27 protein-coding genes are annotated in these 26,518 nt (G+C 67.3%); 9 read left to right on the forward strand and 18 right to left on the reverse strand.

What is annotated here, in order from left to right; translation table 11 throughout:
- Window positions 1-380: 380 nt before the first annotated feature.
- Window positions 381-503, forward strand: a complete 123-nt coding sequence (locus G154_RS27315; protein WP_019510862.1) for a hypothetical protein — start codon at window positions 381-383, stop codon at window positions 501-503.
- Window positions 504-759: 256 nt separating this feature from the next.
- On the opposite strand, the gene G154_RS17840 is transcribed toward G154_RS27315, so the two are convergent.
- From G154_RS17840 to G154_RS17850, 3 genes are read right to left on the reverse strand one after another with little or no spacing between them, the layout of a single operon-like run.
- Window positions 760-1,749, reverse strand: a complete 990-nt coding sequence (locus G154_RS17840; RefSeq protein WP_019510863.1) for a nitronate monooxygenase family protein — start codon at window positions 1,747-1,749, stop codon at window positions 760-762.
- 13 nt (window positions 1,750-1,762) lie between these two features.
- Window positions 1,763-2,518: a 3-hydroxyacyl-CoA dehydrogenase gene (locus G154_RS17845; protein ID WP_019510864.1), complete on the reverse strand. Its 756-nt coding sequence runs from the start codon at window positions 2,516-2,518 to the stop codon at window positions 1,763-1,765.
- 58 nt (window positions 2,519-2,576) lie between these two features.
- Entirely contained in the window at window positions 2,577-3,659 is a 1,083-nt protein-coding gene (locus G154_RS17850) for a CaiB/BaiF CoA-transferase family protein (RefSeq protein WP_019510865.1), read from the reverse strand.
- Window positions 3,660-3,773: 114 nt separating this feature from the next.
- On the opposite strand from G154_RS17850, the gene G154_RS17855 reads away from it, so the two are divergent.
- Together G154_RS17855 and tet(V) are read left to right on the forward strand one after the other, a co-directional pair.
- Window positions 3,774-4,568 carry an enoyl-CoA hydratase gene (locus G154_RS17855; RefSeq protein ID WP_019510866.1) on the forward strand — a complete coding sequence of 265 codons (795 nt, stop codon included), beginning with the start codon at window positions 3,774-3,776 and terminating at the stop codon, window positions 4,566-4,568.
- Window positions 4,569-4,609: 41 nt separating this feature from the next.
- Complete coding sequence (gene tet(V) / locus G154_RS17860; protein WP_031601647.1) at window positions 4,610-5,872, forward strand: tetracycline efflux MFS transporter Tet(V); 1,263 nt, start codon at window positions 4,610-4,612, stop codon at window positions 5,870-5,872.
- A 2-nt stretch (window positions 5,873-5,874) separates the two neighbouring features.
- Here the strand turns inward: tet(V) and G154_RS17865 are convergent, their stop codons facing one another.
- The 4 genes from G154_RS17865 to G154_RS17880 are packed head-to-tail and all read right to left on the reverse strand — an operon-like array spanning window position 5,875 to window position 9,255.
- The gene (locus G154_RS17865; protein WP_023986147.1) at window positions 5,875-6,585 is read right to left on the reverse strand and encodes a CPBP family intramembrane glutamic endopeptidase; all 711 of its coding nucleotides are present in this window, start codon (window positions 6,583-6,585) and stop codon (window positions 5,875-5,877) included.
- Window positions 6,586-6,592: 7 nt separating this feature from the next.
- Window positions 6,593-7,720 (reverse strand): NAD(P)H-binding protein, encoded by a 1,128-nt coding sequence (locus G154_RS17870; protein WP_019510869.1) that lies wholly within the window; start codon window positions 7,718-7,720, stop codon window positions 6,593-6,595.
- Window positions 7,721-7,760: 40 nt separating this feature from the next.
- A complete protein-coding gene (locus G154_RS17875) occupies window positions 7,761-8,273 on the reverse strand; it encodes a gamma carbonic anhydrase family protein (protein ID WP_023986148.1) in 513 nt (170 codons plus the stop codon).
- Window positions 8,266-9,255, reverse strand: a complete 990-nt coding sequence (locus G154_RS17880; RefSeq protein WP_019510871.1) for a GlxA family transcriptional regulator — start codon at window positions 9,253-9,255, stop codon at window positions 8,266-8,268. The genes G154_RS17875 and G154_RS17880 overlap by 8 nt, the downstream gene beginning before the upstream one ends.
- Window positions 9,256-9,337: 82 nt before the next feature.
- Between G154_RS17880 and G154_RS17885 the strand changes: the two genes are divergently transcribed.
- Complete coding sequence (locus G154_RS17885; protein ID WP_023986149.1) at window positions 9,338-10,585, forward strand: MFS transporter; 1,248 nt, start codon at window positions 9,338-9,340, stop codon at window positions 10,583-10,585.
- A 181-nt stretch (window positions 10,586-10,766) separates the two neighbouring features.
- The gene (locus G154_RS17890; protein ID WP_019510873.1) at window positions 10,767-11,525 is read left to right on the forward strand and encodes a fasciclin domain-containing protein; all 759 of its coding nucleotides are present in this window, start codon (window positions 10,767-10,769) and stop codon (window positions 11,523-11,525) included.
- Window positions 11,526-11,696: 171 nt separating this feature from the next.
- Here G154_RS17890 and G154_RS17895 read toward each other — a convergent pair whose 3' ends face one another.
- Genes G154_RS17895 through G154_RS17905 form a run of 3 tightly spaced genes read right to left on the reverse strand, consistent with a single transcriptional unit; the run spans window position 11,697 to window position 14,803 of the window.
- The gene (locus G154_RS17895) at window positions 11,697-12,839 is read right to left on the reverse strand and encodes an acyl-CoA dehydrogenase family protein (protein ID WP_019510874.1); all 1,143 of its coding nucleotides are present in this window, start codon (window positions 12,837-12,839) and stop codon (window positions 11,697-11,699) included.
- 3 nt (window positions 12,840-12,842) lie between these two features.
- The gene (locus tag G154_RS17900) at window positions 12,843-13,649 is read right to left on the reverse strand and encodes a crotonase/enoyl-CoA hydratase family protein (RefSeq protein WP_019510875.1); all 807 of its coding nucleotides are present in this window, start codon (window positions 13,647-13,649) and stop codon (window positions 12,843-12,845) included.
- On the reverse strand, window positions 13,646-14,803 hold the full coding sequence (locus G154_RS17905; RefSeq protein ID WP_019510876.1) for a thiolase family protein: 1,158 nt from the start codon (window positions 14,801-14,803) through the stop codon (window positions 13,646-13,648). Before G154_RS17905 ends, G154_RS17900 begins: the two co-directional genes overlap by 4 nt.
- A 176-nt stretch (window positions 14,804-14,979) precedes the next feature.
- Here G154_RS17905 and G154_RS17910 point away from each other — a divergent pair, with 176 nt between their 5' ends.
- Window positions 14,980-15,777 carry a FadR/GntR family transcriptional regulator gene (locus G154_RS17910; protein ID WP_019510877.1) on the forward strand — a complete coding sequence of 266 codons (798 nt, stop codon included), beginning with the start codon at window positions 14,980-14,982 and terminating at the stop codon, window positions 15,775-15,777.
- A 30-nt stretch (window positions 15,778-15,807) separates the two neighbouring features.
- Here G154_RS17910 and G154_RS17915 read toward each other — a convergent pair whose 3' ends face one another.
- On the reverse strand, window positions 15,808-17,571 hold the full coding sequence (locus G154_RS17915) for a DUF3556 domain-containing protein (RefSeq protein ID WP_019510878.1): 1,764 nt from the start codon (window positions 17,569-17,571) through the stop codon (window positions 15,808-15,810).
- A gap of 51 nt (window positions 17,572-17,622) precedes the next feature.
- Window positions 17,623-18,312, reverse strand: coding sequence for an NUDIX domain-containing protein (locus G154_RS17920; protein WP_023986150.1), 690 nt, complete (start codon window positions 18,310-18,312; stop codon window positions 17,623-17,625).
- An 84-nt stretch (window positions 18,313-18,396) separates the two neighbouring features.
- On the opposite strand from G154_RS17920, the gene G154_RS17925 reads away from it, so the two are divergent.
- Complete coding sequence (locus G154_RS17925) at window positions 18,397-19,395, forward strand: SPFH domain-containing protein (protein ID WP_019511878.1); 999 nt, start codon at window positions 18,397-18,399, stop codon at window positions 19,393-19,395.
- Between the two features lie 73 nt (window positions 19,396-19,468).
- A complete protein-coding gene (locus tag G154_RS17930; RefSeq protein ID WP_019511877.1) occupies window positions 19,469-20,359 on the forward strand; it encodes an NAD(+)/NADH kinase in 891 nt (296 codons plus the stop codon).
- Window positions 20,360-20,415: 56 nt separating this feature from the next.
- Here the strand turns inward: G154_RS17930 and G154_RS17935 are convergent, their stop codons facing one another.
- Window positions 20,416-20,934, reverse strand: a complete 519-nt coding sequence (locus G154_RS17935) for a DoxX family protein (RefSeq protein ID WP_023986151.1) — start codon at window positions 20,932-20,934, stop codon at window positions 20,416-20,418.
- 240 nt (window positions 20,935-21,174) lie between these two features.
- On the opposite strand from G154_RS17935, the gene G154_RS17940 reads away from it, so the two are divergent.
- Window positions 21,175-21,573 (forward strand): RidA family protein, encoded by a 399-nt coding sequence (locus G154_RS17940; protein WP_131808017.1) that lies wholly within the window; start codon window positions 21,175-21,177, stop codon window positions 21,571-21,573.
- Between the two features lie 41 nt (window positions 21,574-21,614).
- Here the strand turns inward: G154_RS17940 and G154_RS17945 are convergent, their stop codons facing one another.
- From G154_RS17945 to G154_RS17965, 5 genes are read right to left on the reverse strand one after another with little or no spacing between them, the layout of a single operon-like run.
- Complete coding sequence (locus tag G154_RS17945) at window positions 21,615-22,868, reverse strand: WS/DGAT domain-containing protein (RefSeq protein ID WP_019511874.1); 1,254 nt, start codon at window positions 22,866-22,868, stop codon at window positions 21,615-21,617.
- On the reverse strand, window positions 22,855-23,769 hold the full coding sequence (locus G154_RS17950; RefSeq protein WP_019511873.1) for an alpha/beta fold hydrolase: 915 nt from the start codon (window positions 23,767-23,769) through the stop codon (window positions 22,855-22,857). The genes G154_RS17945 and G154_RS17950 overlap by 14 nt, the downstream gene beginning before the upstream one ends.
- A 3-nt stretch (window positions 23,770-23,772) precedes the next feature.
- Complete coding sequence (locus G154_RS17955; RefSeq protein ID WP_019511872.1) at window positions 23,773-24,414, reverse strand: hypothetical protein; 642 nt, start codon at window positions 24,412-24,414, stop codon at window positions 23,773-23,775.
- A complete protein-coding gene (locus G154_RS17960; RefSeq protein ID WP_023986152.1) occupies window positions 24,411-25,088 on the reverse strand; it encodes a hypothetical protein in 678 nt (225 codons plus the stop codon). Before G154_RS17960 ends, G154_RS17955 begins: the two co-directional genes overlap by 4 nt.
- On the reverse strand, window positions 25,052-26,518 hold the full coding sequence (locus G154_RS17965) for an MCE family protein (protein ID WP_019511869.1): 1,467 nt from the start codon (window positions 26,516-26,518) through the stop codon (window positions 25,052-25,054). Before G154_RS17965 ends, G154_RS17960 begins: the two co-directional genes overlap by 37 nt.

A 26,518-nucleotide genomic window follows, 5' to 3' on the forward strand; every position in this document is an offset into this window, starting at 1 on the left:
ATAAGTCAGGTGTGGCAATACCCGCGACGCGTCCATCCACCCGACCCGCTCCGACTCCGGCTTACCGGAACACTCAAGTCACTTCAGTCACATCAGCCCCAAAAATCACTTCTGTCACACGCTCACAGGGCCGTCGCCCTACTCGTGAGTAAGGATTTGCTGAGACACCCCTCGAAACCGATGGTCCCGGCAAACTTCGGAATCCGGGGTTTGGCCCGGCAAAACACCGCTAAGAAGCAGCTCAGGCATACTTTCAGGAGTGCGGAAAATGCATGTTTGAAACACGCCAGCAGCGGTAACCTACCCGCCGGTAAGAATTGCCACGAAATTGCGAGCGCAGCCTCAAAGAACCCTTAATGAGCGGTCATACGCTCAGTGTCATGTGGATCGACGACACCAGTGCCGATGTCATCAAGGTTGATTTCGACGCCCTCTATCACGGGGACGTCCTGGTCGAGGGTGACACCTCCGAGCAGTTCCCAGATCTCGCTGAAGCTGTCTGACGCCAGCTGCTCGACAGCGAGGCCCTGACGCGGCCCACCCGGAGACGTCAGGCTCTCCTCAGTTCTGTATGCGCTCACGCCTCTGCGACGCACAGCACCGCCCGATCGGCCCCTAGCGGGTCCGGCCGGGCGGTGTTCTGTCTCTGGAGTCGACGCCTTGGCGTGGTGCCACCTGTCGACGAAGAAAGACCGCCCGGTCGATCACCGCGACGCTGCGGTGCCGACCGGGCGGTCTTCGTCTGGAGCGGGCCGACGCCTACGCGGGGTCGTCCAGCTTGACCATATCGCCGAGCCGACCGGTGATGATGTCCTCGGCCTCGTCGACGATGCGGCTGATGAGCTCCGCACAGGTCGGGATGTCGTCGATCAGACCCATCACGGTGCCGACCGTCCAGATTCCGGCATCGATATCGCCGTCGTCGAACACCTTGCGGCCACGCACCCCGGCCACCAGATCCTTGACGTCCTCGAACTGACCACCATCGGCCAGGATCTGCACCACCTCGCGTGAGACCGCGTTGGACGCCACCCGCGCGGTGTTGTGCAGGCTGCGGAAGATCAACTCGGTGCCGCGCTCGTTGCCGGCCACGATCGCATCCTTGACGTTCTGGTGGATGCAGGACTCGACCGTGCACATGAAGCGGGTGCCCATGTTGATTCCGTCCGCGCCCAGCGCAAGGGCGGCCACCAGGCCGCGCGCATCCGCGAATCCGCCCGAGGCGATCATCGGGATCTCGATCTCCTTGGCTGCGGCCGGAATCAGCACCAGACCCGGTACATCGTCCTCACCCGGGTGGCCGGCACATTCGAAACCGTCGATGCTGATGCCGTCGACACCCAGGGTCTGCGCCTTGACCGCGTGCCGCACCGAGGTGCACTTGTGCAGCACCTTGATGCCGTTGTCATGGAACATCGGCAGGTGCGGACCGGGATTGGACCCCGCTGTCTCGACGATCTTGACGCCGGAGTCGACGATCACCTGTCGGTACTCGTCATACGGCGGCGGGTTGATCGACGGCAGGATCGTCAGGTTCACCCCGAACGGCTTGTCGGTCAGGTCCCGGGTGCGGGCGATCTCATTGGCCAGATCGGCCGGAGTCGGCTGGGTCAGCGCGGTGATGAAACCCAGGCCGCCCGCGTTGGCCACGGCCGCAACCAGTTCCGCGCGACCGACCCACTGCATACCGCCCTGGGCGATCGGATGTTCGACACCGAAAGCCTCGGTGAACTTGGTAACCAAAGACATATCGGTTCCTTACTTACCGGGGAGCCATACGGATGGCACCGTCGAGGCGGATGACCTCACCGTTGAGCATCGGATTTTCCACGATGTGCACGGCGAGGGCGCCGTACTCGTCGGGATCGCCGAGGCGGGCGGGGTGCGGCACCTGCTGGCCGAGCGACTTTTGCGCCTCTTCGGGCAGCGAACCCAGCAGCGGGGTCTTGAACAGGCCCGGCGCGATGGTGTTGACGCGGATCAGGCTGCGCGACAGATCACGTGCGATCGGCAGGGTCATGCCGACGACGCCACCCTTGGAGGCCGAGTAGGCGGCCTGGCCGATCTGGCCGTCGAACGCGGCGACCGAGGCGGTGTTGATGATGACGCCGCGCTCCTCGTTCTTGAGCGGCTCTTGCTTGGCGATCCGCTCGGCGGTCAGGCGCAGCACGTTGAACGTGCCGATCAGGTTGACCTCCACGACCTTGCGGAAACCGTCCAGCGGGAACGGCCCCTCCTTGCCGAGGGTCTTGATGGCGTTGCCGATCCCGGCGCAGTTGACGTTGATGCGCACCGGCCCCATCGACTCGGCCACATCGAGTGCCTTGCTGACGGCGTCCTCGTCGGTGACGTTGGCGGCGACGAACTTCGCGCGCTCACCGAGCTCGGCGACGGCCTCCTCCCCCTTGAGATCGATGACGACGACCGAAGCACCGGCGTCGAGCAGCCGCTTGGTGGTGGCCAGTCCCAGGCCCGAGGCCCCTCCGGTGACGACCGCTACCGAATCCTTGATTTCCACGTGCTGAATGTCCTTTCTGGATGGTGATTTTCGAGATGACCAGCGATGGAGAGAGCCGTCAGGCCCAGTCCTTGAGGATGGTGTCGTTATCGGCACCGATCACCGGCGGCGCACTCGGCACATCCGGCGCCGTGCGCGAGAACCGGGGGGCCGGCATCGGCTGCAGCCCGTCGGCGGTTTCGTAGAAGGTGGAGCGAGCCGTCACGTGTGCCTCGTCGAGGACCTCGCCGAAGCTCAGCACCGGGGTCGCGCAGGCGTCGGTACCGGCGAAGACGGCGGCCCATTCGTCGCGGGTCTTGGTCTTGAACGTTGCGGTGAACACCGAGCGCAGCTCGTCCCAGCGGCTCATGTCGTTCTGCCCCGGCAGCTCGGCGGCGTCCAGGCCGAGACCGGTGAGCAGTTCGGCATAGAACTGCGGTTCGATGGCACCGATCGAGAAGTACTTGCCGTCGGCGGTCTCGTAGGTGTCGTAGTACGGAGCGCCGGTGTCGAGCATGTTGGTGCCGCGCTCGTCGCTCCACATGCCCTGCGCGCGGAACGCCCACATCATCTGGATCAGCACCGAGGAGCCGTCGATCATGGCGGCGTCGACGGTCTGGCCCTTGCCCGAGGTCTGGCGCTCGAACAGTGCCGAGAGGATGCCGAGCAGCAGGAACAGCGAGCCGCCGCCGAAATCGCCGGCGAGGTTCAGCGGCGGGACCGGGCGCTCGCCCTTGCGGCCGATCGCGTGCAGCACACCGTTGAGCGAGATGTAGTTGATGTCGTGACCGGCCTGCAGTGCCCGCGGGCCCTCCTGGCCCCATCCCGTCATCCGGGCGTAGACCAGCTTCTCGTTGACCTTGGCGCAGTCCTGCGGACCCAGACCGAGGCGCTCGGTGACACCGGGGCGGAAGCCCTCGATCAGCACATCGGCCTTGGCGACCAGATCGAGGACGAATTGCCGTCCCTCATCGGATTTCAGGTCTGCGGTGACCGAACGCCGGTTGCGCAGCATGGCGTCCTTGCCCGGACTGTTCTTCGACGAGGGGCGGTCCACGCGGACCACCTCGGCGCCCAGATCGCCGAGAATCATCGCCGCGTGCGGACCTGGGCCGATACCGGCCAGCTCGACGACTCGCAAACCCTGTAATGGTCCTGCCATGGCTACCGTCCTCCGCAGTTTCAAATCCTGATTAGTTGACCGCCGACATAGCTTACTTGTATAACCAAGTCGACCGGCTTCGGGCCACCCGCCCGCCGAACGTGAAGGCAACAGATGACCTACCGCAGCATCGATCAGCTCCCCGTACAGCTCGCCGACGGCGTGCTGTCGGTGACCTTGAATCGCCCCGACACGCTGAACTCGTTGACGGAGGACATGCTCAACGGCATCGCCGACACGCTCGAACAGGCCGCCACCGACGTGGACGTCCGCGTCGTGAAGTTGTCCGGCGCGGGCCGCGGTTTCAGCTCGGGCGCCAGCATCGGCGCCGATGACGTCTCCGAGACCGACACCGACGGTCCCCGCCGCGCCCTCGACGGCGCCAACCGCGCGGTGCGGGCCATCGTCGCACTGCCCAAACCGGTGGTCTCGGTGGTGCAGGGACCCGTTGCGGGCGTCGGGGTGTCGCTGGCCATCGCCTGTGACATCGTCCTAGCCTCGGAGAAGGCATTCTTCATGTTGGCCTTCACCAAGATCGGCCTGATGCCCGACGGCGGCGCCTCGGCGTTGGTGGCCGCGGCCGTCGGGCGGATCCGTGCGCAACGGATGGCGCTGCTCGCCGAGCGCATCACCGCCGCACAGGCCTACGACTGGGGCCTGGTGACCTCGGTGCACGCGCCCGAGGATCTCGACGACGCGGTGAACACCGTGATCGCAACACTTTCCGGCGGGCCCGCGGTGGCGCTGCGTAAGACCAAGCAGGCCATCAACGAGGCGACGCTCACCGAACTGGAGGCGGCGATCGAGCGCGAGCGGGAGGGTCAGTTGACCCTGCTCGCCGCCAAGGACTTCGTGGAGGGCGCCAAGGCCTTCCAGCAAGGTAGGAAACCCGCCTTCCGCGATAGTTAAATCAGTGGACTGAGCGTCGGCACTGCGCGACCATCGACCACGTGAGTGCGCATGTGGAAGCCGGCGGTTGGCGCGTACTCGCACCCTTCAGGATCCGCGATTACCGGCTGCTGATCGCCGCCGTGGCATGCTCGATCTTCGCCACCGGCATGTGGACCGTCGTGATGGCGCTCCAGGTCATCGCGATCAGCAACGACCCCGCGGCGCTGTCCCTGGTGGCGAGCTGCCTGGCCATCGGCCTGGTGGCGTTTGTCTTGGTCGGCGGTATCGCTGCCGACCGATTCCCGCAGCGCGCCATCATCATCGCGGTCGAGACGGTGAACACCGCCGCGGTGACGGCCGTGGCCGCACTCGGTCTTCTCGGCGAGCTCGCCCTATGGCACATGGCCGTCGCGGCGGCGGCACTCGGCATCGGGGCGGCATTCTTCTTCCCCGCCTACAGCGCCATCCTGCCGCGGCTGTTGCCTGCCGAACAATTGCTGGCCGCCAACGGGATCGAGGGCGTCATGCGCCCGACACTGCAACAGGCGATCGGCCCGGCGGTCGCCGGTGTGCTGATCGGCGCCACCTTCCCCACGGTCGGTGCCGTCGTCTGCGCGGTGCTCTTCGGTCTCGGCCTGTGCCTGCTGATCGCCACCCGTCCGGTCGCGCAACCCGGCGAGGTCACCCGGGCGAAGACACACGCCCTCGCCGATCTGCGCGAGGGATTCCGCTTCATGGTGCGCACACCGTGGCTGCTGGCGACCCTGTTGTTCGCCAGCGGGTTCATCCTGTTGATCATGGGACCGATCGAGGTCCTGCTGCCGTTCATCACCAACGCGCGTTTCGAGCACGGCGAGCGCATCTTCGGATTCGTGCTGGCCGCGTTCGGACTCGGCAGCGCAATCGGTGCACTCGCGGTGTCCTCGCGGATGCTGCCCCGCCGCTACCTGACGGTGATGATGGTGTCATGGACGGTGGGCAACGTCCCGATCATCGTCATCGGTTACACGACATCGTTTGCCTGGATGGCGGTGGCGTCCTTCGTCGTCGGAGCGACAAGCGGTGCGGCAATGGTCATTTGGGGCACGCTCTTGCAGCGCCGGGTGCCACCGGCGATGCTGGGCAGGGTATCCAGCCTGGACTTCTTCGTATCACTGGTGTTCATGCCGGTATCGATGGCGCTGGTGGGCCCGCTGTCCAAGGTGATCGCCGTCGAGACCATCTTCCTGGCGGCCGGGGTGGGCCCGGTGCTGCTGGGTGGTGCGGCGTACCTGATGGCCCGGATGTCGCGCGACGAGATCGAGCACCCGCTCGACGGCTGAGATCAGACCCCGAAGATCGGCGGCAGGGCCAGCACCATCACCAGTCCCCAGAAGAAGTGCACCAGCATGGGGGCCAGCACCCCGCCGGTGGCCCGACGCAAAAACGCGCAGACGGTGCCCAGAATGATCGCGGCAAAACCGAGCATCGGATTGCCGGTGGTGGCCGCGGTGGCGATCACGTACAGCACCGTCGAGGTGAGTACGGGACGGTGCCGCAACAGCGCCGTGTACAGCGACCCGCGGAAGAACATCTCCTCGGCGAGTCCGTTGATCACCGTGATGAACACGATCAGGTACAGCGGCCCCGATTTCGAGTACTCCAACACGTCGCGGATGTAGTCGTCGACGCCGGGGATCTCGCGCGCCACCAACCCACCGACAACGAACACCGCAGCCAGCCCGAGCCCGATCGCCGTCCCGGTGATGACGGGACGGCGCATCCGCCCACGGAAGTCGACCCGGCCCATGTGCAATGGTCCGGAGAGATACGCGCCGATGGCCCACACGCCCGCCAGCGCGAGCGTGAGCCAGATGAACGTATCGTCGCCGGGAGGCCTGCTCAGCGAGTAGCCGAGCAGCGCGGCTCCCACCAGCAGCACCGCACCGACCACGAACTTGCGGCGGCCGACCACCGCGGCCGGCTCGTCCGAGGGCGGTGCCTTGCGGCCTGCGATCCGACGGAGCTCACCGGTCCACTTCGTCCGGTTCGTCACCACGGGCTCACCTCGGATCCACCTTGGCCGCGATCTCGGCGAGGACGTCCAGACCCGCGCGGACGGTCGCCCGCGCAGGCCCGGGCAACGGCGCCAGGACGCCCAGCGCCGGTCGCACGATCGCCGGTGTCAGTTCTCGGATGCGGGCGGAATCTCCGCCCGCCCAATCCGGGTCGGTGTCGGCAAGATGATGCGGGTCGGCCAGATCGTTGACCGGGCGGCGACGGTGCCTGGCCAGCGAACGGCGGATCGACTCATCGATGCCGAGCAGACCACCGTCGGGGTCGGCAACCAGGTCACGCAGGCCCGCGTCGGTGGCCACCATCGGATAGTCGAGGGAGGCGGTGAGGTCCGCGGTCAGGCTGCCCGGCACCGGCAGTGCCAGCGCGGACACCTTGGAGGCGAGCACGGTCGGCACCGGGCCCACCGGGATCTCGACCCTGATGTTGCCTGCCAACCTGGCATAGCCGGCGAGCAGATCGCGATAGGTCGTTCGCTCGGGACCGTAGATGTCATACGAGCCGGCCGGGACGCGCTCCGGATCGGCCGCGGCCACCAGATAGTGCAGGACATCCCGGATGGAGATCGGATCGATCGGGTTGTGCATCCAGCTCGGTATCGGAAGGACCGGGAAACGGTCGCCGACATAGCGCAGGATCTCGAACGAGGTCGACCCGGCGCCGAAGATCAATGCCGCGCCGAGCCACACCAGCTCCGCTCCCCCGGGTTCGGTCAGCGCCTCGGCGACCTCGGCCCGGCCGGCCAGGTGGTCGGAGAGCTCCTCGTCACCGGGCACGAACCCGCCCAGGTACACGATGCGGCCCACACCGGCGGCCTTGGCCGCCTTCGCCACGTTGGCCGCGGCACGGTTGTCGACCTCCCGGAATCCGGGGTCACCGATACCGTGCACCAGGTAGAACACCGTGTCGATCTGCCCGGCATCATCGAATGCCTTTGTCGTCGAATCCTTCTCGCGCGCGTCCAACTGCACGACGGAAACCCCGTCGAACCAGCCGTACGCGCGCAGGCGTTCGGGTTTCCGGCTGGTCACCACCACCTGATGGCCCGCGTCGAGCAGTTCGCCGACCAGGCGGGAGCCGATGTATCCGGTCGCACCGGTCATCAAGATCCGCATACGCCCCAACGTACCCAGGCCGCGCCGAACTTAAGCGCCGCTAGCGATGCAGCTCGATCAGGCCTTGATAGACCTGCGCATTCAGTTGATTACCGGCCTTTTCCTCATCGCTGAGTTCGCGGCGTACCTTGCCGGGGACACCGGCAACCAAGGATCCCGGTGGCACGACCGTTCCCTGGGGTACCACCGCACCGGCCCCGACGAGCGAACCGGCGCCGATGACGGCTCCGTTCAGCACGATCGCCCCCATCCCGATCAGGCAATCATCCTCGACGGTGCAGCCGTGCAGCACCGCGTTGTGGCCGACGCTCACCCCGGAGCCCACCCGCACCGGGAAGCCCGGGTCGACATGCACGGTGACGCCGTCCTGGAGGTTGGACCCGAAACCGATCTCGATGGGTTCGAACTCGGCCCGCAGGGTGGCCGAGTACCAGACGCTGGCCTTCGCGGCCAGGGTGACCTGCCCGATCACGGTGGCATTGGGGGCCACCCAGGATTCGGCGTGCAACTGCGGGGCGCGGCCCTGGATGGGGATGATCAGCGGTTCAGCCATGGCCGTCATGGTAAACGGGCCGCGACCGGCTCCCCTGATACACCTTGCGGTAACTCGACGGCGACATCCCCACGCCACGGCGTAGATGGTGACGCAGATTTCCGCCCGTGCCCAACCCCGCTCGGCGAGCCACCTCGTCGATGGCCAGGTCCTGTGATTCGAGCAGTTCTCTGGCATGGTCCAGGCGCCGGTTGCGGACCCAACTCGCCGGTGCCTCACCGGTTTCCGCGCGGAAGCGGCGATTGAACGTGCGCGGGCTCATATGCGCGTGCCGTGCCAGTTGCTGCACGGTCAGCTCCTCGTCCAGGTGATCGAGCGCCCATTGCCGGGTCGCCGCCGTCGAGGCGCGATCGGGCACCGGTACCTGCCGATCGATGAACTGCGCCTGGCCACCCTCGCGCCACGGCGGCACCACGCAATGACGCGCCACATCGTTGGCCACCTGGACACCGTGATCGGACCGAATGATGTGCAGGCACAGGTCTATTCCGGCGGCCAGCCCGGCCGAGGTGAGCACGTCACCGTCGTCGACGAACAACACGTTCTCGTCAACACACACCGCCGGGTGCAGCGCACGCAGCGCGTCGGCGTACCGCCAGTGCGTGGTGGCCGGCCGCCCATCCAGCACGCCTGCGGCAGCCAGCACGAACGCACCGGTGCAGATCGAGACCAGCCTGGTGCCCGGGCGGATTCCGGCAAGGGCCGCGCGAACCGCGGGTTCCAGGGTGCCGTCGAGCCGGGCCGGCGCGTAGCGGGTTCCGGGGATCACGACGGTGTCGGCGTCGGCCAGCGCGTCGGGTCCGGCCGTCGGCAACAGGGCGAACCCGTTGGTCGAGGGCACCGGACCCGGCTCGACGGCACAGGTGATCACCTCGTACAGCGGATCGCCGGTGGTGTCGGCGGCGCTGCCGAACAGCGTCGGGGCGATGGTGGCGTCGAAGCCCACCACCGGCGGCAACAGCAGTACGGCGACGCGGTGCATGCGATCCAGTTTGGCACGTTTTTGATGGGTGCTGTCATTTATGCCACTGGTGGACGGCACTGCCGTCGGAGACAGTCATGGCATGACAGTTGTGCGTGCCCCGGGCCGGGTCCACTGGGCCTGGGTGATCGCCGGCGTCAGCTTCGTCGCGCTGCTGGGCGCCGCGGCGTTCCGGTCGGTCCCCGGGGTGTTCATGGTGCCGCTGCACGGGGAGTTCGGCTGGAGCCACGGCACCATCGGGCTGGCGATGTCGGTCAACATGACGCTGTTCGGCGTCACCGCGCCGTTCGCCGCCGCGCTGATGGACCGTCTCGGGGTCCGCCCGGTGCTGGCGGGCGCGCTGGCCCTGATCGCGGCCGGATCGGCGCTGAGCGTCGTGATGACCACCGGCTGGCAACTGGTGCTGCTGTGGGGCGTACTGGTCGGAATCGGCACCGGCGCCATCTCCATGGGCTTCGTGGCCACCGTCGCCACCCGGTGGTTCGAGGCCCGCCGCGGTCTGGTCACCGGAGTGCTGACCGCCGCGAGCGCCACCGGGCAGCTGATCTTCCTGCCGGTGGTGGCGCAGGTGACCACAACGCACGGCTGGCGCTGGGCGGCACTGATCGTCGCGGGAGCGGCGTTGGCGGTGGTCCCGCTGGTGGCGGTGTTCATGCGCAACCGTCCGCAGGACGTCGGGCTGACCGCGTACGGCGCGATCTCCGACGAGCCCGCGGCGGTGGCAGGCGGATCGTTCGGCGCCGCGTTCGAGGGCTTGCGCATCGGCCTGCGTTCACGGGCGTTCTGGCTGCTGGCAGGCAGCTTCGCCATCTGCGGGATGACCACCAACGGGCTGATCGGCACACACTTCATCCCGGCCGCGCACGACCACGGGATGCCGACGACGCTTGCCGCGGGATTGCTGGCGACCATCGGGGTGCTCGACGTGGTCGGGACCATCTTCTCGGGGTGGCTGACCGACCGCATCGACCCGCGCATCCTGTTGTGTGTCTATTACGCGGGTCGGGGCTTGTCGCTGGTGCTGCTGCCGTCGCTGCTGTCTCCCCAGGCCGAGCCGAGCACATGGGTTTTCGTCATCTTCTACGGGCTGGACTGGGTGGCGACTGTGCCCCCGACGATCGTGCTGTGCCGGGAGTTCTTCGGCTCCCGCGCGCCGATCGTGTTCGGCTGGGTGTTCGCCGCGCATCAGCTCGGGGCCGCCGCCGCCGCGGCCGGTGCCGGCTGGATCCGTGATCTCCAGGGCCAGTATGACCTGGCGTTTTACCTGGCCGCCGGGCTGTGTCTGATCGCGGCACTGCTGTGCGCGGCAGTGCGCCGCCCGGCACGTTGACGGCTCTGCATTTGGCCTCACCGGGGCCGCCGCATACGATTCAACCGGCGCTGCGGGGACGCCATGGCTCGTCAACATCAGTTAGCTGACGGTGGGCAACGCTGGAGATCTCAGAGTTTCCGCTGCTGCGCGCCGACCAACCCAGGGACACAGACACCCTGTCTTGAGCGGAGGAAAATACGTGCACGCTCGCACCGGAAAGCTCTTCGGCGTCGCCGTCGCATCGGCGGCCATCGTCTTCGCGGGAACCGCGGTCACGGCGCAGGCCGAAGAACCCACGACCCCGAACATGGTGATCCCGGAGCCCAAGGGACCGGGCTGCGAGGCCATCAAGTCCGTGGCATCCGGCCCCGGATCGCTGGCCGTGTTGTCCAAGGCGCAGTCCTCGGCCGCGCTGGCCAGCATCCCGGAGATCTCGACCTTCAGCGAGCTGGTGTCCGGGCAGTTGAACCCGGCCGTGAACGTGGCCGCCGTGCTCGACAACGGCCCCTACATCGTGTTCGCGCCCAGCAATGAGGCCTTCGCCAAGCTCACGCCCGAGCAGCTCGAGACGCTCAAGACCGACCCGGTCGCCGCGACCGCCACCGTCTACTACCACATGGCGCTGGGCATCCTGACCCCCAACGACATCGAGGGCATCATCTACACCCAGCAGGGCAAGCCGGTGACCGTCAAGGGCGACGAGAACAACCTGACCGTCAACGAGCAGGCGAAGGTCACCTGCGGCGGGATCGGCGCCGACCACATGCGGGTCTACATCATCGACACCGTGCTGGATCCGAACACCGCACCCGCGAGCGTCACGCCCACCACCACCTCGAGCAGCACGTCCGCCACGACGAGCACCTCGGCAGACGAGACCACCACGTCGGCGACGCCGACCTCCGGTGCCGCCGAGACCCCGGCGACCGTCACCGTCACCGAAACCGCAGCCGGATAGGTCTTCCACTTTCCGTCGAAACGGCGCCCACTCCCACGAGTCGGGCGCCGTTTCTGCGTGCGCTCGGTCTCACGGGCTCGGACGGTCCGCCGGCTGAAACCAGGTGGTCGTAGACACGAAAACGGCGCCCGCTCCCCCAGGGAGTCGGGCGCCGCTCTCGTTGTCGGATCTTTACAGACCCAGGTCGCGGCCGATGATCTCCTTCATGATCTCGGTGGTGCCACCGTAGATCGTCTGGATCCGCACATCGACGTAATCCTTGGCCACCCGGTACTCGTTCATGTAACCGTAGCCACCGTGCAGCTGCAGGCACTGGTCGACGACCTTCTTGCCCAGCTCGGTGCACCACCACTTGGCCTTGGCGGCCTCGACCGCGGTCAGCTCACCGTCGACGACGGCCTGCAAGCAACGATCCACATATTGCTCGGCGATGTCGAGTTCGGTCTCCAGCTCGGCCATCACGAAGCGGCTGTTCTGGAAGCTGCCGATCGGCTGCCCGAAGGCCTTGCGGTCCTTGACGTACTGCAGGGTCTCGTCGAAGGTGGCGCGCGCTCCGGCGACACCGGCGATGGCGATCGACAGCCGCTCGGACGGCAGGTTCTCCATCAGGTGGTAGAAGCCCCTGCCCTCCTTGCCGAGCAGGTTCGCCGCGGGGACGCGGACGTCCTCGAAGTTCAGCTCGGAGGTGTCGGCGGCATGCTGGCCCATCTTGTCCAGCTTGCGACCGCGGGTGAAGCCCTCCATGTCACGCTCGACGACCAGCAGCGAGAAGCCCTTGTGGCCGGCTTCGGGATCGGTGCGGGCCACCACGACCACCAGGTCGGAGTTGATACCCGCGGAGATGAAGGTCTTGGAGCCGTTGACGATCCAGTCGTCACCGTCGCGCACCGCGGTGGTGCGGATACCGGCGAGATCGCTTCCGGCGCCGGGCTCGCTCATGGCGATGGCGCCGATCAGCTCACCGCTGGCGAAGCCGGGCATCCAGCGGTCCAGCTGTTCCTTGGTGGCCAGGTTCTTGAAGTACGGGCCGACGATGTCGTTCTGCAGGCTGATGCCCGGGCATGCCAGTCCGAACTTGGCGAATTCCTCGACGATCACCGCGTTGAAGCGGAAATCGTCGACACCCCCGCCGCCGTACTCCTCGGGCATGTTGAACCCGATGAGGCCGTAATTGCCTGCCGCCACATAGGCTTCGCGGTCGACCAGACGATTGGCCTCCCACTTCTCCACGTTGGGCAGACACTCCTTCTCCAGGAACTGCTTTGCGGTCTCCCGGAGCTGCTCGTGTTCGGTTTCGAAAACCAGTCTCTTCACTGCTTACTTCGCCTTCCAGACGGGCTCGCGCTTCTGCGCGAATGCCAACGGTCCCTCCATGGCGTCCTCGGTCTTGAGCAGCGTCGCGAACTCGCCGAACGTCTGCTTCCAGAACGGCTCGTCGGCGGCGACGACGCCGTCGATGGCTCCGTAGGACACCCGCTTGCTGGCCCGAACCGCCAACGGCGCGTTGACCGCGATGCGTTCGGCAAGTTCCAGTGCCGCGTCGACGACGGTGCCGTCGGGGACGACCTTGTTGATCAGACCCCATTTGAGCGCGTCGGCCGACGACAGCGGCTCACCGGTGAACACAAGCTCAAGTGCCAGCTTCTGCGGTAGTTGCGCCACGATGCGGAACACCCCGCCCGCCCCGGCGATCAGACCGCGCTTCACTTCGGGCAGACCGAATTTCGCGCGCTCCTCGGCAACCACCAAATCACTGGCCAAGGCCAGCTCGGTGCCGCCACCGAGGGCGGTGCCGTTGACCGCGGCGATCGTCGGCTTGTCGACGAAGTGCCGCACGTAGCCGGCGAAGCCCCACTCCGGATGCTCCGGGTGGAACAGGTTCTCCCCGCGCGAGATCGCCTTGAGATCAGCTCCGGCACAGAAGGACTTGTCCCCCGAGCCGGTCAGCACGATGACCCGTACGTCCGGGTCGTCCTGGGCTGCCTGCAGGGCATCGCCGACGGCGGTCGACACCGACGCGTTGACCGCATTGCGGGCGTCGGGCCGGTTGATCGTGATGATCAGGACATTGCCCCGACGTTCTGTAAGCGCCCCGGGGGCACTGCCCGGCTGCTCGTCGCTCACAACAGCTCCAGGATGGTCGCGTTGGCCTGGCCGCCACCCTCACACATGGTCTGCAGGCCGTACTGAATGTTGTTGTCCCGCATGTGATAGAGCAGGGTGGTCAGGATGCGGGCGCCGGAACCGCCGAGCGGGTGGCCCAGCGCGATGGCGCCGCCATTGGGGTTGAGTTTGTTCTCGTCGGCGCCGATATCCTTCAGCCACGCCATGGGAACCGGAGCGAACGCCTCGTTGACCTCGAACGCACCGATCTGATCGACACTCAGACCCGACTTGGCCAGCGCCTTCTGGGTGGCCGGGATGGGCGCGGTCAGCATGATGACCGGGTCCGCGCCGGCCAGCACCGCGGTGTGCACCTTGGCCAGCGGCTTGAGACCGAGATCCTTGGCCTTCTCTGCCGACATCACCAGCAGTGCGGCCGAGCCGTCGGAGATCTGGCTGGAGTTACCGGCGTGGATCACGCCGTCCTCGCGGAAGGCCGGCTTGATCTTGGCCATCGACTCGACGGTGCCGCCGCGGCGGATGCCGCCGTCTTCGAGCACGACGGTGTCGTTACCGTCGGCGTCCTTGGTCTTGATGCCGACGATCTGGTCCTTGAATGCACCGGAATCCTGTGCGGCAGCAGCCTTTTCATGCGAGCGCAGCGAGAACTCGTCGAGCTGGGTGCGCGAGAAGCCCCACTGGTCGGCGATCATCTCGGCGCCGACACCCTGGTTGGGGGTCTGCTCGTAGCGCGCCCGGAACGCATCGGGGTAGGGGTGCCCGCCGTTGGCCAGCGAGGAACCCATCGGCGTGCGCGACATCGACTCGACGCCACCGGCGACCACGACGTCGTAATGTCCGGCGATCACACCGGCGACGGCGAAGTGCAGCGACTGCTGGCTGGAACCGCACTGGCGGTCCACGGTCACCCCGGGAACGGTCTCGGGCCAGCCTGCGGAAAGCACCGCGGTGCGCGCGATGTCGAGGGCCTGCTCGCCGGCCTGCATGACGCAGCCCCAGATGACATCGTCGACCAGGGCAGGGTCGACACCGGCGCGCTCGACCAGGCCGTTGAGCACCTGTGCCGACAGATCGGCGGCGTGCACACCGGACAGGGCGCCGTTGCGCTTCCCGACTGGTGACCGCACCGCTTCGACAATGACCGCTTCAGCCATGAACTTCTCCTTCGAAGGTTGTAGGCGCTATATATAGGTGAAGGTAGAGCAGAAGGTTTACTAGGTCAACCTACTGGTTGGTAGACGACCGGTGAACTCGGATACCGTCCGCGCGTGCCCCGACATGGTTTACTGAGTTGAACACCTAGACGCACGTTAGCCCAGAGGAGCCCACCGTGGCAGGCAGCACCCCGCTTTCACCGATGATCGGCCGCGATGCCGTCCCCTCGGTAGCCGGTGCGCCCATCCGGAGCCCGAAGACCGCCGAGCTGGTCGCGGGCACCCTGCGGCGCATGGTGGTCGACGGCCAGCTCAAGGAGGGCGACTTCCTGCCCAACGAGGCCGAACTGATGGCGCATTTCGGGGTCAGCCGCCCCACGTTGCGCGAGGCGGTGCGGGTGCTGGAGTCCGAGCGGCTCGTCGAGGTGCGCCGCGGTTCACGCACCGGCGCCCGGGTCCGCGTGCCCGGCCCCGAGATCGTCGCCCGCCCGGTGGGTCTTCTCCTGGAGCTGTCCGGGGCCACCATCGCCGATGTGATGACCGCTCGCGCCGGTATCGAGCCGATGGCGGTGCGCCTGCTCACTGAGTCGGGGAACACGGCGGCCTTCGACGAACTCGACACGATGATCACCGAGTATGTCCCGTCCGGGCGCGAGACGGGCCGCATGGCGGAGACGACGGGCGACTTCCACCAGCGCATGGTGGAGTTGTCGGGCAACGCGACGCTGACGATCATGGCCGGGATGCTGCACGAGATCACGGTGCGGCACACCGCCTTCGCCATGAAGGAGAACCGACCGCTTTCCAAGTCGGACTTCGAGATCCTGATGCGGTCCTACAAGCGGTTGATGACGTTGATGCGCTCGGGTGACGGCGGGGCCGCCGAGGCGCACTGGCGCAAACATCTCGACACCGCCCGCGAACTACTGCTGAAGGGCATGGAGACCGTCAAGGTCCGCGATGTCATGGGTTGAGTTCTTCCCGTTGTCTCTGCGGTCAGGGCCTCAGCCATCCGCACTTTCCCGCCCCTGACGCAGGGTCGATGAGCTGACCACGTCGTGCACCGGCACCGTGTCGTCCCACGGCTGGCGGGTCACCATGTCGGCGACCTTGACGTGGCCGCGCTCGAACTCTCCGGTCGCGGCGTCGACCAGCCGGTACTGCTGGGTTTGGCGGTGGATGGGTTGCGCGTCGAGCATCACGATCCGCACCTCGCCGGGCTCGAAGTGGCAGCGCGACTGCAGGGCCGCCACCAACTGTTCGTTGCTCATGTGGCCGTCACCGAAGTTCCAACCGATGGCGGTGGACACGATCCGCTCGCCGTCGGTCAGCGTGTAGTCGTCCTCGTTGTGCCCGGCCATCGCCCGGTGGGCCAGGGTGAACAGGGCGCGACCATGGGTGTTGAACGAGCGGAACGCATACCCCATGTACATCGGGATCTGCGCGGCCTCCTTGCTGCCGTAGAACTTCTCCAGCTGGGCGGCAGGCATGCTGGCGATCGCGACGATGCCCGCTGCGATCTTCGCGTCGGCCGAGGGTTTGATGCACCACAGCGAGGTGTCCCAGTTCCCGGCGTAGTACCGCATGCCGGGCAGGAAGGACACCTTGCGCGGGAACAGATTTCCCAGCACGACGGTGCCGGCGACGACCGCGAACAGCACCAGCGGCCACGGGCCGTTAAGGTCGCCGAGCCCGATCGGCGCCTGGCCGACGAACAGCGTCAGCACGCTGAACATCATGAAGACGTTCCACTCCAGCGGCACACCCATCGGGATGGAGCTCAGGATGCCGAAATGGAAGATGAGCATGACCGCCGCGGCAACCGCGCCGGCCACACCCCCGTGGCTGAAGAACAGCACCAACGGCACCAGCCCCTCGACGGCGGTCGAGAAGTGTCCGATGAATCGGGATCGCCAGCCGGGCCGCAGGTCGTCGGGGAAGTGCTCGAAGAACTTTCGTTTGATCGCCGGCGACCGGAAGATCGGGTTGTTGCTCATCATGGTGGAGATGACAAACGGGAAGTGTTTGTTGAGCTTCGATGTGGCCGCGCCCAACCAGATGACCAGGCACACCAGCTTCGCGGCGATGATGATGTCGGCGCCGCTGAACAGGAAGCAGAACGCCAGCGATCCGTACACCTCACCGCGGGCGGCCAGGAAGATCACCTTGTCGCGCAGCCCGGCCAGCGCCAGCAGGCCGAGGATCGTCGCGGTCTGCCAGACCGGCAGCACCCCGACGTCGGTGCCCAGTTCCGGGATGGGTCCGGTCCCTTGTGAGAAGAGGGCGACGACGAGCATCACCAGCAGCGCCGCGTAGAGCACCACGTCCAGCACGGTGCGGCCGTCCCCTCGGGTCAGCGGGATCCGGTTGGGCCACGGTGGCAGGCGAATGGTGCCGGGTCGCAACCAGTACAGGATCGATCCCATCGGCGGGAAGAATCGGTTGTTCAGCGGCCCGAATCCGCAGCCGAGGCCGATGACCTCGAAGAGCATCGTGTAGAAGACGACCTTCTGGTACAGGATCGGCTCGGCGTACCAGGCCGTGACGTCGGTGAACCCGCCGAGGCCATCGGTGGTGGACAACACCAGCACCCAGGCCACCAGGATGTAGGCGAGGATCTTCACGACGTAGAAGAGATGCAGGGCCACCGGCGTGCCGAAGCCGACCTCGGCCCAGTGCCGCGCCATCGGGACGATCCGTTCGGCGCGGGTGCCCTTGCTCCACTCCTCGAAGTCGATCACCGGAGTGTTCTGCTTCAGGAATCCCATGCCGGTCAGATTAGAACGTGTTCTAGTGCGACCGCCAGCACTTCCGCGATCTCACCCGGCGCGCATCATCGGCGGGTGCAACAGCTGCAGGTCTCCCCGCCGGTACAGCTGGGCAGGCCTGCCGCCATCGCGTCCGGTGGTGCGACCCGTGGGCACCAGGAATCCGTCGGCCCCGGTCACCTTGCGATGGAAGTTGCGACTGTCCAAGGTTGTCCCCCAGACGATCTCATACACGCGACGCAGTTCGGCCACGGTGAATTCGGCCGGACAGAACGTCGTGGCCAGCGGGGTGTATTCCAGCTTGGCCCTTGCGCGTTCGACCCCGTCGGCCAGGATCCGATCATGGTCGAACGCCAGACCGGCGAGAGCGGCCACCGGTAGCCATTGCGCGCCGTCGGCATCGCCGCCGGGGATGGGCAGCGGAAGATCGGGCGCCAACCCGAGGTAGGCGACGGAAACCACCCGCATCCGCGGGTCACGTTGCGGCGCACCGTAACTACCGAGCTGCTCGAGGTGCAGGCGGTCGGTCGTCAGGCCGGTTTCCTCGGCCAGCTCGCGTCCGGCGGCGGCATCGAGATCCTCGTCGGGGCGCACGAAGCCGCCGGGCAACGCCCAGCGGTCACGGAACGGCTCCACGCCGCGGCGCACCATCAGCGCGCACAACTCGTCGGATCGGATGGTCAGCGTCACCAGATCGACGGCGACGGCGACCGCCGGATGGTCACCCGAGTCGTAGGACACCCCAGCAGCTTAATCGTCATCTTGACGTAAAGCCACGGACAGGCTTATCGTCGAAATGACGATAATCAACCAGGAGGTGGCCCGATGGCCGTAATCACCCGATACCCACTGATCCGTCACCTGCGGGTGGCACCGACCACACACATCCGCGCTCTGCGGTCCGGGAAGGTCAGCCACGACGGGGCCGGGCTGGCGTTCTGGTTCCGTCCGCTCACCGCGGCGCTGTCGGAGATTCCGCTCGACGACCGCGAACTGCCGTTGTTCTTCCACGCCCGTACCGTCGATTTCCAGGACGTCACCGTGCAGGCGACGGTCACCTACCGCATCGTCGATCCCGCATTGGCGGCCGCCCGTATCGATTTCGCGATCGACGTCGACACCGGAGCGTGGCGGGCGGCGCCGCTGGAGCAGGTGGCCGGCCTGTTGACCGAATCGGCGCAGCAGCACGCGCTGGATCTGTTGGCGCGCACGGCGCTGACCGATGCACTGGTAGACGGGATCACCGCGGTCCGGGAGCGGATGAGCGGCGGGCTCACCGCCGATCCGCGCCTGGCCGAAACCGGTATCGCCGTGATCGGCGTGCGGGTGGTGGCCATCCGGCCCGAACCGGAGGTCGAGCGTGCACTGCAGACGCCGACCCGCGAGAAGGTGCAGCAGGACGCCGACAAGGCAACCTTCGAGCGCCGCGCGCTGGCCGTGGAACGCGAGCGCGCCATCGGTGAGAACGAGTTGCAGACCAAGATCGAACTGGCCCGTCGCGAAGAGGAATTGGTGGCTCAGAACGGCGCCAACGACCGGCTCAAGACCCAGGAGTCCTGGGCAGCCGATGCCATCGCCACCGAGGCCAAGGCGCGACGCGAGGTCGCGTTGGCCGAGGCGCAGGCGCAGGCCGCGCGGTTGGTCGGCGCGGCCGAAGCCGATGCCGAGGCCGCCCGGTTGGCTGCCTATCGCGATCTGGACGAGGCAACGCTGATCGGATTGGCGGTCAAGGAGTTGGCGGCGAACCTGCCGAAGGTGGAGCACCTGGTGTTGACACCAGATCTGCTGGCGCCGGTGCTGGCACGGCTGGGGGCGACGTCATGAGCACCGCGAGACGCAAGCGAGCGAGGATCGCAGCGAGGCACGAGCGAGGACCGGAACGAGCAGGAGTCGAGCCATGACATTGCCACCGCGGGCGGTCATCGTGCACCGCCGCACCGAACTCGATGACGCGCTGGCCCGGCATGGCACGCACGGTCAGGCGGCCTACTTCCTGAGTAGCCGCGGGCAGGACATTGCCGAGCTGGAGCAGCGGCACCGCCTGGTACAGGAGGCCTTGACCACGGTCAGCGCCGCGCTGCCCGTGGAGTGGCGCCGCGGCCGGGTCGAGCGCGCGGACCTGTCCAGGTTCCTGTTCGAGCCCGAGGACGTCGTGATCATCGTCGGGCAGGACGGGCTGGTCGCCAACGTCGCGAAATATCTGCTCGGACAACCTGTTATCGGCATCAACCCCGATCCCGGCCGCAACGCGGGGGTGTTGGTGGGCCACCAGCCCGCGGCGGTGGCCGGCCTGCTGCGGGCGGCTGTGCACCCCGACGCCGACGCCGAGTTCCGGGCCATGGTTGCCGCCCGCACCGATGACGGTCAGCAGTTGACCGCGCTCAACGAAATCTTCGTCGGGCACGCCGGCCACCAGACGGCCCGCTACACCCTGGGGTTGCCCGACGGCCGGGTCGAGCAGCAGGCGTCCTCGGGGGTGATCGTCTCGACCGGGACGGGCTCCACCGGGTGGTGCCGTTCGATCTGGCAGCAACAGGCGCGCAGTGTCCGGCTGCCCGATCCGGAAGACGCGCGGCTGGCGTGGTTCGTCCGCGAGGCATGGCCGTCACGCGCGACGGGGACGACACTGGTCGAGGGTGAGTTGGCGGGTGCGGCAATGACCCTGCGTGTCGAATCCGATCGGTTGGTCGCCTTCGGTGACGGGGTGGAATCCGACGCGCTGACCCTGTCCTGGGGTCAGCGGATCACCGTCGGGCTGGCGCAGCAGCGGTTGCGGCTGCTGCGCTGACCCCCTCGTGAATTCGGTGAGGATACGTGCGGTGAGCGCCCGCATCCTCACCGAAATCACCGAGAGGTGGTGCTCGGGGGTCGGAAGAAGAGGACCAATTGGCCGATGCCACCTGCCAACCCGAGCCCGGCCGCGATGGCCAGGCCAGCCCAGCCCGACAGCCAACCGATATCTGGGAACAGCAGGTGATCGAGGCTGTAGCGGCCGGGTCCGGTACCGGCGATGGCCACCGCGGCGACCGCGAGCACCAGGTTGTACTCCCAACCCTCCTTGACGATGAAGAAGCCGTTGTGGCGGTGCACGGTCCACGCGGCGACGAGCATCAGCGCGACGAACCCGGCCGCCGGGATGGGGGTCAGCAGGCCCAGCGCCACGCCGAGGCCTGCGGCGATCTCGGTGCTGGCGGCAACCCGGGCATGGAACAGGCCCGGCTTCATGCCGATGCTGTCGAACCAGCCGGCGGTACCAGGGATCCGGCCGCCGCCGAAGAACTTGTTGTACCCGTGGGCGGCCATGGTCAGGCCGAGGACGAGCCGCAGGACCAACAGCGCAACATCGTGAGGAGCATCAGCCACCTGACGGAATCTAGGCCATCTGTCAGGTCGCTGCCCATCCCCCGTACACATTGCGGACCGCGGCGGCATCGAAGCCGGTGATCGATGCTCTACGAGCGGTGAAACGCGTAGTGTTCGGACGCATGAGTCCACGAGCGGGCCGATGAGAATGGACCTGCAATTCCAGTATCCGACCCGCCCGAGTTGTCCGCTGAGAACACTGATGTGCGCGACCGGGCGCAGCATATCGCCGGGCGCGCGATGACCGATATCGTCCGGTCGGCACCGGAGATCGGTTATCTGAGCCCCCAGTCGTTTGCCGAACTCGGTATCTCGCAGACCGTCACCGCCGGTGGGACGGTCTACGTGTCCGGTATCGCACCGCTGACACCCGAATTCGACGTGGTCGGTCCGGATCTCGCCGAGCAACTACGTTTCGTGCTCGACGTGCTCGATCGCTCGCTCGTCGCCGCGGGCACCGACCGGACCCGGCTGGTGGCCTGGACCATCTATGCCCGTGACCTGACCGCACTGTCGGGATGTCTTCCCATGCTGCGTGATTGGGTCGGGGAACACCGGCCCGCCAGCACCTGGATCGGTGCGGCCGGGTTCATCCACCCCGCACAGCTGATCGAGCTCACCGCCACCGCGGTGATCTGAGGAGCCGCAGCCGTCATCAGGGCGGGTGCGACTCCACAAATCTAGGAGAAAGCGGAGCCCAACCGCTCCAGGTATTCGTCGACGTCGCCGACCGCCGACTCGGCGGCGAACACACTGATCGCGATGGTGTCACCGACGCCGGTCACACAGTGGGTCAATCCGACCATCGGCGACAACCCGGGGAACGCCGCCGCCATCCGCACCGGCCTCCCACCGAAGGCGAAGTCCGCCGGGCCACATTTGACACTGGAGACCACGGTGTTGCCGGTCACCGCCGGCGCCCGCACCGACGGATCGAACTTGCTCACCCCCCACCGCAGCAGGGGCGCCGGGGTGGCCGCGAAGGCGCGATCGGAGGCGCGCATCGCCGGGTGCGCGGCGCGGGCGCGGCGGTCGGCAAGTTCGCCGGCAATCGCCGCACGGCGTTGGAGCACAGTCAGATCCGGATGCAGGCCGACGCCGACGGTGCCGAAATGGTTGTAGGCACGGCGCGGGCCCGGTTTGGCCATCGTGACCTCCGCTCCCAGCGTCGACGTGTCCTCTCCCAGTGTGGACAAATGGGCGGCCAGCGCCGCCGAGATGGCCGACAACGCGGCGACCGTCACTGTCGCCCCTGCGAGCTCGGCCCGGTCGAACACCAGCGTGCGCATGCTGCGCAGGCCTGCCGGACTGGCGTTGGTGCGCAACGGCGGTCGCGTCGGAGCTGGACCAGGCACGCGGCCCATCTCGCTGTCGCGCACCAACTCCCGGTGCGCCCCTGCCGCCTCGATGCTGCGCCACACCAACAGCGCCGGGTGACCGTACCTGGGTCGGATCGGCTCCACGACGGCGCGCCTGCCGAACATCACCGCGGCCGGAGCACAGGTCCGCCCGCCCCCGCCGAGGGCATGGGTGATCTGCAGTACCGCAACGGTTGCCGGCCCGGCGATACCGGGAACGCCGGCGATGCCGACGAAAAGGTGTATCCGCCAAGGCATCACCCGCGCATCGAGCTGATCGTCGACCAGCGCCACCACGACCGACAGGCAGTCCGCCCAGCCGTCGGCCAGATGGGTGACGATGCACTCTCGACCCACCGTGGCGGGCACCCACTCCGGGTAATGCAGCCGGGACTCGTCGTGCACACGGCGCGTGAGATCGACCGAGGTACGCGCAGCGACGATCAGCTCGGCGATGGCCGCGTCGAGATCGTCGGGCACACCGTCGAAGGCATAGAGCAGGAAGGTGTCGTTGGGAATCGTGGCCGACATCCAGAACATCTGGGCGTCGACCGCGGTCAACCTATCGGTGGCCACTTCCGATGAACTCCAAGATGTGGTGCGCGGTGGCCTCGGACTGATCGAGCTGCAGGAAATGCCCGCCGCCGCCGACGACCTGCGCGGAGCTTCCCGGTGGCAGCACCCGACGCACCCACTCGGTGTAATCGGCTGAGGCACAACCGTCATCGCTGCCATGCAGATACAACGTCGGCAACACCGGCGCCTGCAACCAGTACCGCTGCAATTCGGCGTAGCGGGCCGGCGGCCGCGAGTTGCGCACCATCGCCCGGTAGTAGCCCAGCGCCGCCCGCCAGTTGGCCGGCGCACCGATGGCGCGCAGGACCCGGTCGACATCCTCGGCACCGTCATATCCCGGAGACCAGTCGCGCCACAGTCGCGGGACCACCCGCTCGGCGACTCGCTCGGGCAGCCACGGTAATTGGAAGAACAGGATGTACCAGCTGCGGCGCAGCTGGCGGGGCAGGCGTGCCATCAGCCGGCCGGCATCGGCGAGACCAGCGCGCGACCGGAATGCCGCCGAGGGCGGTACCGACATGATGGCGGCCTTCACGAACGGACTGTCCGGCATGGCCGCCAACCCAGTGGCCGCCATCGCACCCCAGTCGTGCCCGATGATGACATCGCGACCGGTCGGTCCGGCGGCGTCGAGTACCCGCAGCGCGTCATCCATCAACGCGCCGACGTGATAACTGTCCAGCGCCGAGAGCGACGACGGTGCGTATCCGCGCATGAACGGCGCCGCCACCCGCCAGCCCGCTTCGGCCAGCCGCGGCGCCACCTCGCGCCAGCCGTGGGCGGTATCGGGGAAACCGTGCAGACATACCGCCACCGGTGCCGCCGCGTCGGTCCAGTCACCCCAGGTCAGCGCGCGCAGCGTGACATCGTCGGTGACGATCTCCAGGGGCCCCGCCGTCACGCGCTAGACCGGATCGAAACCGGAGATGAGCCAGCGGTCGCCGTGCTTCTCCATGGTCACCCGCACGCTGGAGGCGGTATCGGTCGGGGCGTCACCGCCGACCACGACGGTCTGGTTGACGAAGACGATCACCACCGCCTTGTTCGGATCCGCCGACACCGAGGCGGCCGCGGGAACCGTCGCCACCGCCGAGATCTGCTTCTCCTTGGCACCGGGAATGACCACGTCGGTGGTCAGGTCGGTGTAGGCGTTGGCGAAATCTCCGGTCAACAGGGAGCGGGCATCGGTCAGTTGCTGCTCGACGGTGTCGGGCTGATACGACAGCAGCGCCACGGTGCTGTCCTTGGCCACCTGGACCGATTCGATGCGGGCGAGATCACCGTCGCGCACCGAGTTGTCCTGCCACTTCAGGAATCCGGCGACCAGGCCGAGGATCAGCGCCAGACCGGGCAGGATGCCGTAGGCGAGCACGCGGCCCCACCGGGTCCCCTGCGCGGCGGATGCGCCGGTGGATTCATCAGCGGCTTCGGTGCTCTCGACGCTTTCGGTGCCCTCCGGGCTCGCTGTCGACGCGACGGCGTCGTCGAGCTCGACCGCGGTGGACTCCACGTCCGGAGTGTCGGATTCGGGCTTGTTCTCGGTCACGGCACGAACTCCACGTTGGACACCTTCACCTGATCATCGCCGACGTCCTGCACGGTGACACGCATCCGCCACAGTCGGGGTTGTTGTTCGGCGGCACCGGCGTTGGAGGTCTGCACGGTCACCGCGACCAGCACACGGGCCTCCGTGTCGGTGTCGGACTCCAGTCCGGCCTCGGTGACCGAACCCACCGATTTCGACTGTGCCTGCTTGACGACGTCGACGAACGGCGCGGCACGCTGTTCGAAATCATCGTAGAAAGACCCGGTCGCCGAATCGAGAATGCGCTGGACATCGCCCTCGGCATGTTCCCAGTCGATGGTGGTCAGGTTGATCGCACCCTGCCTGCCGACCTGGAGGAACAGCTCACGCTTGGCTTCGAGCTTCTGGGACTCGTAGGTCCGGAATCCCAGCCAGCCGACCAGCCCGGCAAGGGCGAGCACCACGACGAGTCCGAGGATGGTGGCCAACCGCAGATGTGATCCGCTGTCGGCCGTCGCGGCCTTCTCCGCCGCGTCGAAGTCTTCAACCCCCTCGGGATCCTGCGAGCTCTCGGGCTCCTCCGATACCGCAGCCTCCTGGACACCCTCGGCCGACTCGGTGTCCTCGGCTTTCGCTGCGGTCTCTGCTGCGGACTCGCTCACCGCCCCGGTGGGGGTAGCAGCATCGTCTGCCATGTTTGCTCCTCATTCGCGGTGCTGCCCAGATTGGACTGGGTGTACACCTTGCCGTCCGGTCCAACGTACGTGCCGCTCGCCGGATCATATTCGGCGGCCGCGACGGCGGGCGGTTCCGGTGCCGGGGCCGGCACCGTTTCCGCCGGTTGCTGGCCCGGACGCAGTTGGGGAACGGCCTGACCGGACAGGGTGGCGTTCGGGTCACCCTTCCAGTTGTTGCCGTCGTTGAGCGGGACGTAGGTCTCGTCACTCTCGCACATGGCCACCGTGGGCGCCCGCTTGCCCGGGACGGTGATACACGGCAGGTTGCGGGCACCACGAACGTTGTTCGGCGAATCCTGCGGGATGCGGCAGTAGAGATCGCCGGCCGGTCGGTCGGGATAGTCCTCCAGTGCCGCGACCCGCTGCTGCTGAGCAGGCAGGAAGCCGGTGGTGCACGCCGGAGGCAGGTTCAGGTTCAGGTTGAAGTTCAGGTACGCACCCTTGTAGTCCTGCTTGGTGTTGCGGTTGGCGGTACCGGTGGCCTGGGTGGTCGCGGTGCCCTGCGGCAACAGCACCAGCAGCTGCTCCAGCGCGGGCTGGTAGGCGATGGCCACCTCGTTGATGTTGACCAGGTTGGCCAGCACGATCGGCAGCGTCGGCTGCAACCGGTCGAGCAGGGCACGCACCTCCTCGGCCGCGCCCGGACCTTCCTGCAGGATCGACCGCACCGCGCCGTCGTGATCGCGCAGCTCGGCGGTGACGGTCGCCAGGTTGGACGCCCACGCCCTGATCGAGCCCGCGGTGTCGGTCTGGCTGTCCAGCACGGGCTTGGACTGATCGATCAGTGCGGTCAGCGGGTCCAGGTTGGCGCGGGCGTCGATGGCCAGCGCGGTGGAACCCTTCACCAGACGGTTGAGGTCCGGTCCCAACCCGCCGACGGCCAGGTACGCCTCGTCGACGGCGGTGCGCAGGTTGTCGCCAGGGATCGCCTGCAACCCACGGTTGGTGGCATCGAGCAGCGTGTTGACGTCCATCGGCACCGTGGTGCGGTCCAGCGGGATGACATCCCCGTCGCGCAGGTCCGGCCCATCGGAGGTGCGCGGCAGCAGTTCGACGAACAGTTCGCCGACGGCGGTCTGACTGTGCACCGCCGCGTCCAGGTCCGCCGGGATGGCCACGCCGGACTCCAGGGACAGCACCGCCTCGACGGTGCCGCGCTCGGTCAGTCCCACCTTCTCGACACGGCCCACCTGCGAACCGCGGTAGGTGACATTGCTGCGCTCGTAGAGGCCGCCGGTCTCGGGCAGCTCAAGGGTGACGCGGTAGTGCCCGGCGCCGAACAGCAGGTTGGGCAGCCGCATGTAGCTGAACGCCATGATGCCGATGGCGACGATGGAGATGGCGATGAAGACCGCCACCTGAATCAGGATCCTCCTGGTCAGCACCAT

Source organism: Mycobacterium sp. VKM Ac-1816D, from assembly GCF_000416385.1.
GTDB lineage: Bacteria > Actinomycetota > Actinomycetes > Mycobacteriales > Mycobacteriaceae > Mycobacterium > Mycobacterium neoaurum_A.